This is a genomic window from Ruoffia sp. FAM 26255 (assembly GCF_045528525.1).
GTDB classification, from domain to species: Bacteria; Bacillota; Bacilli; order Lactobacillales; family Aerococcaceae; genus Ruoffia; species Ruoffia tabacinasalis.
The window spans coordinates 1-9,981 of record NZ_JBGQQX010000069.1; the positions used below are offsets into that span (position 1 = coordinate 1).

8 protein-coding genes and 1 pseudogene are annotated in these 9,981 nt (G+C 35.9%); 8 read left to right on the forward strand and 1 reads right to left on the reverse strand.

All coding sequences use genetic code 11. The features are described from left to right. The first annotated feature begins 106 nt into the window (after window positions 1-106). The 8 genes from recG to ACEN31_RS10330 all read left to right on the forward strand — a co-directional run bounded on the left by recG (window position 107) and on the right by ACEN31_RS10330 (window position 9,800). Complete coding sequence (gene recG / locus ACEN31_RS10295; RefSeq protein ID WP_407109362.1) at window positions 107-2,197, forward strand: ATP-dependent DNA helicase RecG; 2,091 nt, start codon at window positions 107-109, stop codon at window positions 2,195-2,197. Between the two features lie 35 nt (window positions 2,198-2,232). Next, a complete protein-coding gene (plsX, locus tag ACEN31_RS10300) occupies window positions 2,233-3,228 on the forward strand; it encodes a phosphate acyltransferase PlsX (protein WP_197104864.1) in 996 nt (331 codons plus the stop codon). 172 nt (window positions 3,229-3,400) lie between these two features. After that, window positions 3,401-3,640: an acyl carrier protein gene (gene acpP, locus ACEN31_RS10305; protein ID WP_197104863.1), complete on the forward strand. Its 240-nt coding sequence runs from the start codon at window positions 3,401-3,403 to the stop codon at window positions 3,638-3,640. 92 nt (window positions 3,641-3,732) lie between these two features. After that, entirely contained in the window at window positions 3,733-4,746 is a 1,014-nt protein-coding gene (locus tag ACEN31_RS10310) for an ABC transporter ATP-binding protein (protein WP_197104862.1), read from the forward strand. Continuing rightward, a complete protein-coding gene (locus ACEN31_RS10315; protein ID WP_407109363.1) occupies window positions 4,746-5,705 on the forward strand; it encodes an ATP-binding cassette domain-containing protein in 960 nt (319 codons plus the stop codon). Before ACEN31_RS10310 ends, ACEN31_RS10315 begins: the two co-directional genes overlap by 1 nt. 4 nt (window positions 5,706-5,709) lie before the next feature. Continuing rightward, the gene (gene opp4B / locus ACEN31_RS10320; RefSeq protein ID WP_407109364.1) at window positions 5,710-6,672 is read left to right on the forward strand and encodes an oligopeptide ABC transporter permease; all 963 of its coding nucleotides are present in this window, start codon (window positions 5,710-5,712) and stop codon (window positions 6,670-6,672) included. Between the two features lie 55 nt (window positions 6,673-6,727). Next, on the forward strand, window positions 6,728-7,651 hold the full coding sequence (locus ACEN31_RS10325; protein ID WP_212746711.1) for an ABC transporter permease: 924 nt from the start codon (window positions 6,728-6,730) through the stop codon (window positions 7,649-7,651). 412 nt (window positions 7,652-8,063) lie between these two features. Beyond that, complete coding sequence (locus ACEN31_RS10330) at window positions 8,064-9,800, forward strand: oligopeptide ABC transporter substrate-binding protein (protein WP_407109365.1); 1,737 nt, start codon at window positions 8,064-8,066, stop codon at window positions 9,798-9,800. A gap of 63 nt (window positions 9,801-9,863) precedes the next feature. Here ACEN31_RS10330 and ACEN31_RS10335 read toward each other — a convergent pair. Continuing rightward, window positions 9,864-9,981: pseudogene (locus ACEN31_RS10335) on the reverse strand (IS30 family transposase); the annotation flags it as partial.

Sequence of the window (9,981 nt, forward strand, 5' to 3'; positions counted from 1 at the left end):
GGCTTAGTTCCACTAAGCGAATTGGTAGAGTCTGCTTACGCAAGGTATTGAACCGCCGTGTACGGAACCGTACGCACGGTGGTGTGAGAGGTCGACTAGTCAAATAATGGCTAGTCTCCTACTCGATATCAACCATGACAAAAAGGAGTCAATTATGGATCAATTAAATTGGAATGAAACAATTAATAAACTAAATGGCGTTGGTCCAGTTGTGACGGACAAATTTGCTTCCATAGGTGTGAATACTATTCGAGATTTAATGTTTCATTTTCCTTTTCGATATGAAGATTTACAAGCACGACCGCTTGAGTCAATTCTTGATGGAGAGAAGGTAACACTTAAAGGGACGGTAATGACTCCAGCAGTTGTAAATTACTTTGGAGGACGTAAGAGTCGATTGACATTCAGAATGAGTCTTGATGAGCATAATATTATTAGTGTTTCTTTCTTCAACCAACCTTATTTAGCAAAGAGTGTTGAAGTCGGTCAAGAGAAAGCAATCTTTGGAAAATGGCAAAGTGACCGACAAAATCTCTTAGGTATGAAGATTATTAAATTAAATGAAGATAATGGTGATTTTAATCCAGTCTATTCGACGACAAAAGGTCTGAAACAAACTCAAATTATTAAAGCTATAAAGTCAGCCTTTGAAGCGAGCTCGTCTTCAATAGTTGAAGTCATTCCTGATAATATTAATCATAAGTACCGATTGCTGCCGTTAAATAAAGCTTTATATCAAATGCATTTTCCTAAAGATGCCCGAGAGTTTAAAGAAGCTGAGCGAAAAATTATTTTTCAAGAGTTTTTCTTATACCAATGGCGACTTCAAGCTACCATGCAACAATCTCAAAAAGAGACGGGGATTCGAGTCTTGTATGATAATCATGACTTAAAGGAAATCGTTACGCAATTACCCTATCAATTAACAGAAGCACAAAAAAAGGCTGTCAATGAGATTTGCTATGACTTATTAGCGCCATATCCAATGCGTCGCATGCTTCAAGGGGATGTGGGGAGTGGTAAGACACTTGTTGCATTTCTAGGCATGATGGCTGCGGTTTTAGCTGGATATCAAGCTGTCTTAATGGTTCCAACTGAAATTCTAGCCAAACAACACGTTGTGAATTTTAATCGGATTTTTGAAGACATTGGCTACCATAGCGAGATTTTAGTTAGTGCAATGAAAGCTAAAGAGAAGAAAGACGTCTTAGATGGACTTGCAAGTGGAAGAATACGAATTGTCATTGGAACGCATGCCTTAATTCAACCCGCTGTGACTTATAAGCAATTAGGAATCGCAATTATTGACGAGCAGCACCGGTTTGGAGTAGATCAACGTCATGCTTTAATGGAGAAAGTTGAAGCAGAAGAAACTTTAAACATATTACAAATGACAGCGACTCCAATTCCACGCTCACTAGCCCAAACAATCTATGGGGATATGACGGTGTCAACAATTGCTCAATTACCTAAAGGGAGAATACCGATTGAAACAAAATTAATCGATGATGATAATCTCGATTTCCTTTATAATAAAATGGTGGAAGAATTAAAAGAGGGACACCAAATATACTATGTTCTTCCCATCATTGATCAATCTGAACATTTAGAACAAATTGAGAATGTAAATGCGATTAAAGAAAAATTATCCGTACAGTTTCCAGAGTGGAATGTAGGAGCTTTACACGGTCAATTGAGTAAAGATGACCAACAACAAGTGATGAATGCTTATGAACAAAATAAACTTCAAATTCTAGTTGCAACAACGATGGTAGAAGTCGGCGTCGATGTACCTAATGCGACAATTATAGTTATCCATTCAGCTGAACGCTTTGGCTTAGCTCAGTTGCATCAATTAAGAGGACGTGTCGGACGTAGTAACCTACCAAGTTATTGTTACTTAATTGGTAAACCTACAACTGAACAAGGTAAAAAGCGTCTTGAAATTATGGAACAAGAATCGGATGGCTTCATTATAAGTCAAGAAGATATGAAGATACGCGGGATGGGTGATATCTTAGGCTTAGCCCAAAGCGGGATTCCTCAATTTAAGTATGCGAACCTTTTCGAAGATCAACATATCCACAAAGTAGCCAAGGATGAAGTTACGTGGTATTTAAATCATCCTTTAGAGTTAGAAGATCAGGAAATTAATGCAATCATTAATTGGTTGACAAACCAGCAAATAAAAATTTAGTATAGATAGAAATAAAAAGATAGTGGAGGGATAAAATGATTACAATTGCAATCGATGCTATGGGTGGCGACAATGCACCAAAAGCCATTGTTGATGGCGCAAATTTAGCAATAAAAACATTCAACGATATCCAAATTAATTTATATGGTGATAGTGAAAGTATTGAACAATACTTAGTCAAAGATGACCGTATTAAAGTCATTCACACAACTGAAATTGTCACTGGAGAAGATGAACCCGTGAGAGCCATTCGTCGGAAGAAAGATTCGTCTATGGTTGTTGCTGCACGTGATGTCAAAGAAGGTAAAGCAGATGCTTTATTATCTGCCGGTAATACAGGTGCTTTATTAACCGCTGGTTTACTAGTTGTTGGACGAATTAAGAATATTGACCGTCCTGGATTAATGCCAATTATTCCAACAGTATCAAAAGAATCACCCCAAGTGATCCTAATGGATGCTGGAGCAAATGCTGAAGTGAAACCAGTTAATCTAGAACAATTTACAGTATTAGCTAACTTTTACGCTAAAAATGTATTAAATGTAGAAAATCCACGTATTGGTTTATTAAACAATGGAACTGAAGAAGGTAAAGGGAATTCAATTACTAAAGAGGCTTTCGATTTAATGAAGCAATTAGATAATATTAATTTTATTGGGAATGTCGAGGCGAAGTCTATCTTAACCGGAGAAGTTGATATCGTCATTACGGATGGCTTTACAGGTAATGCAGTCTTAAAAACTCTGGAAGGAACAGTTAAAAGTGTTGTTGGATTGTTACTTGATACGCTAAAAAACTCTGGATTAAAAACAAAAATTGGTGCAGGTTTAATTAAAGACTCATTAAAAGAAACATTTAACAATCTAGATGATACGAAGCAAGGTGGGGCAGTTTTACTTGGCGTAAAATCTCCAGTAATTAAAGCACACGGATCTTCCAACGACGAAGCAATATTTAATGCGATTCGTCAAGCAAGAACAGTTGTAAGCGCGGGTGTCGTTCAAGATGCTGTAAATTATTTTGAAAATTAGAATTTTTTTAATGCGTAAAGACATCAGACGTATTGCTTCCTATATGAACTTTAATACATATTAAAATATAAAAAAAGATATAATTAATTAGAAAAAATGATAGACAAATGAGATGATTATTTGTATCATGTTATATAATGTAAATTTGTTATAATGAACGGAGGTGTATCAATTGAGTGAAAATCAAAATACTTTAAATACTGTAAGGGAAATGATTGTAGATCGTTTCGGTGTTCAAGAAGATAAAGTAAATGCAGAAATGACATTTGAAGACCTTGGAGCTGATTCATTGGATGTTGTGGAACTTGTTATGGAATTAGAAGATCACTTCAATATCCAGTTCGATGACGAAAGAATTGAAGAGTTATCTACAGTAGGTGACGCAGTAAGATACATCGATGAATTAAAATAGTTCTATCTTTAGCAATATATAAAAAAACAACGCTGCTTGTTTTTAAATAAGTAGTGTTTTTCTTTTTTTATAAAGGACACCGGAGGGAAATTATGGAAAGTAACAAGACTATATTAGAGATGAAAGACGTAGAAATAGGATTCCGTGTTAAAGATGATTACTATAATGCAGTTGATGGTGTGTCATTAACATTATCTAAGAACGAAAAATTAGCAATCGTTGGAGAATCTGGTTCTGGTAAAAGTACACTCGCAACTGCGATTGTAGGTCTTCATGATCCAAAAAACTCAAAACAAACAGGCGAAATTAACTATAAAGGCAAAAACATTTTAAACATGTCTGAGAAAGAATATCTAAAAATTCGTGGTGATGAGATTGGAATGATTTTCCAAGATCCATTAGCTTCATTAAACCCGTTAATGACGATTGAAGCACAAATTGAAGAGCCATTATTTTATCATACTAAATTAAATAAAAAGGAACGTCATAATCGTATCCTCGAATTATTAGATCAAGTGGGAATTGCCAATCCAAAACGTATGGCAAAACAATATCCACATGAACTTTCAGGTGGTATGAGACAACGTGTTATTATTGCCATTGCTTTAGCATGTAAACCAGGTATCATCATCGCTGATGAGCCAACAACAGCTTTAGACGTTACGATTCAAGCACAGATTCTTGATTTATTAAATGAAATTCAAGAAGAAACAGAGTCAGGAATTATCTTAATTACCCATGACTTAGGAGTAGTTGCTGAAACGGCTGACCGAGTAGCTGTAATGTATGCAGGTGAGTTTGTGGAAATCGCAACAGTGGAAGAGTTATTTAATAATCCTAAACATCCATACACAAGGTCATTATTAAGATCAATTCCACAATCTAATGATTTAGTGGATGAAGAATCAGGAGAACTACATGTTATTCAAGGTGTAGTTCCGTCAATCACAAATCTACCAAGAACAGGATGTCGTTTTGCTCACCGAATTCCTTGGATTAATGAAGAGGAACATGAGCATAATCCTGAATTACACGAAGTAGCAGAAGGTCATTGGGTACGTTGTACTTGTCATGAAAACTTCTACTTCCCTGAGGAGGTTGAATAATGTCTGGATTAATAGAGATAAAAGATTTAAAAGTACATTATCCAATACGTAGTGGCTTCCTTAACAGAGTCACAGATTATGTATATGCAGTTGATGGTGTAGACTTATCATTCGAAGAAGGTAAAACTTACGGTCTAGTCGGGGAATCTGGATCTGGTAAATCAACAATTGGTAAAGCTATTGTTGGATTAGAAAAGATTACATCTGGCGAGATTTACTATAACGGCAAAGATGTTTCAAAAGAAGCTCGTAAACGCCGCTCAGACTATCGTCAAAATGTTCAGATGATATTCCAAGACGCTATGTCAAGTTTTAATCCTAAAAAAAGAATCGTTGACGTTTTAGCTGAGCCTATTCGTAACTTTACGAATATGACACCAGATGAAGAACGTCGCCGTATGATTGAGCTTTTAGATATTGTTGGTTTAACAGAAGATGCTTTAACTAAATACCCGCATCAATTCTCTGGTGGACAAAGACAACGTATCGGTGTAGCGAGAGCTGTGGCAATTAATCCTAAATTAATTATCGCAGATGAACCTGTATCGGCACTAGATTTATCAGTTCAAGCTCAAGTTCTTAACTTCATGAAGAGAATTCAAGAAGAATATAACGTTAGTTATTTATTCATCTCACACGATTTAGGTGTTGTAAAACACATGTGTGATGAAATTGCGATTATGTATCGTGGGCGCTTCACAGAGTACGGTAATAAAGAGGACATCTATGAAGATCCTCAACATATCTATACACGTCGTTTACTTTCGGCTATTCCTCAAATCGATCCTAACAATCGTGATGAGCATAAGAAGAACCGTTTACGCGTTGAAAAGGTATATCAAGAAAACCAATCAAAATACTTTAGTGAAAATGGTCGAGTTTATGACTTAAAAGCAGTCTCTGATACTCATTCAGTTGCTTTAAAAGATGTAGCTTCGACTTTAGAAGGGGGCGCTTAATACTATGTGGAAAACAATATTAAGACGTGTTGTTCTTATGATTCCCCAAGTGTTTATCCTAAGTATTATTGTATTTGTTCTAGGTGCAATGATGCCCGGGGATGCACTGACTGGGTTAGTGGATCCAACTATTTCTGCTGATCAAATTGAAGCAATGCGTGAACAATTAGGTTTAAATAAATCATGGCCGGAAAGATATGTTGATTGGATGAGCGGCGCGCTACAAGGAGACTTCGGTCGTAGTTGGGCACACCGTATGCCAGTAGCTCAAATTATTAGCCAACGTATCGGACCAACATTATGGCTATCATTATTAACTGTCATTATTACATATGGAATTGCCTTACCATTAGGTTTATTATCAGGTCGATTCCAAAACTCATTCTTTGATCGTACAGTTAACGTTTATAACTTTGTAACCTATTCAGTACCGTCTTTCGTATTAGGCCTATTATTTATCTGGCTATTTGGTTATACACTAGGTTGGTTCCCAACTCGTGGTACTGTAGGTTCTGGTATTCAACCAGGAACATTAGAATATATTGGTTCTAGAATTTATCATATGATTCTTCCAGCATTTACAATGGGTATTTTAAGTACGACTGGTATCATCCAGTACTTAAGAACTGGAGTTGTAGATGCTAAATCACAAGATTACGTACGTACAGCTCGTTCAAAAGGTGTACCGATGAGTAAGATTTATAGTCGCCATATCTTCAGAAACTCAATGTTACCGATTGCGCAAAGTATGGGATATACTTTAACTGGATTAATTTCAGGATCAGTAATTACAGAGCAAATCTTTACTTACCAAGGTATGGGACAACTATTTATTACATCGATCACTGGACGTGACTTTACAGTTATGACGACACTTGTACTGTTATTCGGTATTATGACTTTATTGGGAACGTTAATATCAGATATTATTATGATATTTGTTGACCCAAGAATCCGAATCAACTAGAAAGGAGGAATGTTTCATGGATAAAGAAGAAAAACAATATAACAAAGAAGATCAAATGATAAATGAAGAAGCTTTAGATCAGTCGTTAGAGGTAGCTCAAGCTGAAGGCGAAGCATTACCTCCTATGGGATTCGAAGTCATTCGAAGAGAGTTTGTCAAAGATAAGGCAGCAATCGTTGCGTTATTTGTATTCATTGCAATCATCTTAATTGCATTCATTGGTGCGATGGTTGTCGATCATGATGCAGCAACTAGAGTTGATTTATTTAGTCGATATGCTGAACCAGGAGAAAATGGTTTTATTCTTGGAGCTGAAGAGGGTGGACGAGATGTTCTCTCACTCTTAATTATTGGTACACGTAATAGTATATTTATTGGTTTTGCCGTAACTATTATTACATCAATTATTAGTATTGCTTTAGGAATTATCGCAGGTTACTATGGTGGATTTGTAGAAGATATTATGATGCGTATTGTCGACTTCATCATTATTTTACCACCATTAGTATTAATCATTGTAATCGTAACAATTGTTCGTCGATTTGATATGTGGTCACTCATTGCTATTCTATCAGCATTAGGTTGGGCCGGAGGAGTTCGATTGTTCCGTACATCCGCTTTAAGTGAGGCGTCTAAAGATTATATAAGCGCTTCTAAAACGATGGGAACACCGGATTGGAAAATTATGTATCTAGAGTTAATGCCGAACTTAAGTTCATTAATCATTACAAGCTTAACGTTAGGTCTTTCAGGTAATATCGGTATTGAGACAGGTCTAACTTTCTTAGGCTTCGGTTTACCATCTGAAACACCAAGTTTAGGTACTTTAATCGCTGCGGCGAACAACCCAGATGTTATTCAAAACAAAGTATGGGTATGGCTTCCCGCTGTTGGAGTAATCTTAGCACTAATGTTAAGTATTAACTATATGGGACAAGCATTCCAACGTGTGGCTGATTCAAAACAACGTCTTGGATAAACAGTTACAAATACTATTTTTTAGAACCGAGCGATGCGTCGCTCGGTTTTTTTTATGAGTTTTTTTCTAATGTTATGTGTAAAATTTGATGAAACATAACTTATATATTAAAATTTTTATATATATATAAATCCATTCATTTAATAGAAAAAAATATGGAAAGTGTATAGGAATAATGAAGTCTATAATATAAAAGTTTTATTAAATTGCATTATAATTAAAATGATTAAAAGCCAATAAGAATAACCTAAAACTATAGATATTAAAGCGATAATGATTTAAAATGTACTATACCGCTTGCATTAAAATTGTATAATTTTTTTTATTTATTCTAATGCTAGGGAAATCATTTTATAGGAGGATTTTAATGAAAAAATCGATTTAAAAATATGTTTCACTAACAACTTTAGCTATGACATTTGCTTCGACTTTAGTTGGGCCTACGACGCAGTTAGTCTCAGCTCAAGAAGAAGGAGAAGATGGGGTATTAGAGTTTGATACTTTAGTACAAAATGAAGGTGAACCTATCGAAGGTGGTACTTTAAATTACGCTTTAGTATCAGATAGTACATTTTCTGGAGTTCTTAACAACTTATTATACACTGGTCAACCAGATAGTGAAATTATTAATTTCTTTAATCCAGGACTTTATGGATATGATGAGAACTTCACTATTGATAATTCAGGATTTGCTGATATCGAAATGGATCCAGAGAACAGCCAAGTAACGATTACTATTCCAGAAGGACATACATGGCATGATGGTGAAGAAATTACAATTGATGACGTAATCTTCCCATACTACGTTATTGGTAATCCTGATTATACTGGAATTCGTTACGGATCAGATTTCCAAAACGTTGCTGGTATGGAAGAGTACCACAATGGAGATGCTGAAGAAATTTCAGGTCTTGAACGAGTGAATGATTACACGTTAACAGTAACATATAATACATTTAATAACTCAATGCTTCAAGCTGGTGGTGGTGTTTCTAATTATATCGAACCAGAACATCTACTAGGTGAAGTACCAGTGGCTGAATTGGAAGATAGCGAATATGTTCGTAAAAACCCAGTTGGTTTCGGACCATTTAAAGTAGAATCGATCACACCAGGTGAAGCGGTAACTTTAACTGCATTTGACGAGTATTATGATGGACGTCCTAACATCGATGAAATGGTTATTGAAGTAGTAAATTCTTCTACAATCGTATCTGAATTAAAAGCTGGAAACTATGATATTGCTTCATTACCAGCTGACCAATATGAAACATATGCTGATGCAACGAACTTTACTCCTGTTGGATTCTTAGAGAACGCTATTACTTATATCGGGTTCAAACAAGGGACATGGGATGAAGAGAACGGCGAAGTTGTACCAGAACCAGAACGTGTCACATCAAATAAAGCATTACGTCAAGCAATGGCTTATGCGATTGATAATAACGCAATTGCAACTCAATTCTATTATGGATTACGCCAAAACGCTAATTCACATATTACACCAAACTTTACAGAGTATCATAATGCTGAACAAGAGGGATATACATTTGATCCAGAACGTTCTCAACAATTACTTGCTGATGCAGGCTTTGTAGATAACGATGGCGACGGCTTTGTTGAAGACCCTAATGGAGAACCATTTACATTAGGTTTCGCTTCAATGTCCGGTGGAGAAACGGCTGAGCCGATTGCTCAATATTACATCCAATCTTGGCAACAAATCGGTATTAACGTTGAACTCGTTGATGGACAATTAATGGAATCTAATTCATTCTACGAACGTATTGAAGCAGACGATCCAGCCATCGATGTATTTCAAGCTGCTTTCGGTGTTGGTGGAGATCCAAACCAAAGTGGTTTATATGGTCGTTCTGCACCATTTAACTTCACACGTTGGGCAACAGAAGAAAATGATGAATTGTTAGCAGCCATTGAATCAGAAGAATCCTTTGATGAAGAATTCCGTCAACAAGCATTCTATGACTGGCAAGAATATATGATTGAAGAAGTTCCAACAATCCCAACATTATTCCGCTACACATTAACAGCTGTTAATAACCGTGTAAGCCAATGGGATACTCAAATTGGTTCGGACTTGAAATGGTCAGATATCTACTTACTATCTGAAGAACCAACTGCTGAATAAGCTAAAAATTTAACATCGTATTTGAAAGCACCCAGCTGGGTGCTTTTTTTATACCTTAAATTGTCAAATTAAGTGCAACACAGTTTTATAAAAGATTTCATAAGGTGTTTTCCAATTCAAACATTTTTTGGGACGTGTATTTAATTTCGTTGCCCAACCTTGTATCTCTTCATCAGTTGCA

Bases quoted from the DNA above. Each gene is read 5' to 3' on its own strand.
- ACEN31_RS10310 (WP_197104862.1), top strand. From the start codon at position 3,733: ATGGAAAGTAACAAGACTATATTAGAGATGAAAGACGTAGAAATAGGA.
- ACEN31_RS10325 (WP_212746711.1), top strand. From the start codon at position 6,728: ATGATAAATGAAGAAGCTTTAGATCAGTCGTTAGAGGTAGCTCAAGCT.
- ACEN31_RS10330 (WP_407109365.1), top strand. From the start codon at position 8,064: ATGACATTTGCTTCGACTTTAGTTGGGCCTACGACGCAGTTAGTCTCA.
- ACEN31_RS10315 (WP_407109363.1), top strand. From the start codon at position 4,746: ATGTCTGGATTAATAGAGATAAAAGATTTAAAAGTACATTATCCAATA.
- opp4B (WP_407109364.1), top strand. From the start codon at position 5,710: ATGTGGAAAACAATATTAAGACGTGTTGTTCTTATGATTCCCCAAGTG.
- recG (WP_407109362.1), top strand. From the start codon at position 107: ATGGCTAGTCTCCTACTCGATATCAACCATGACAAAAAGGAGTCAATT.
- plsX (WP_197104864.1), top strand. From the start codon at position 2,233: ATGATTACAATTGCAATCGATGCTATGGGTGGCGACAATGCACCAAAA.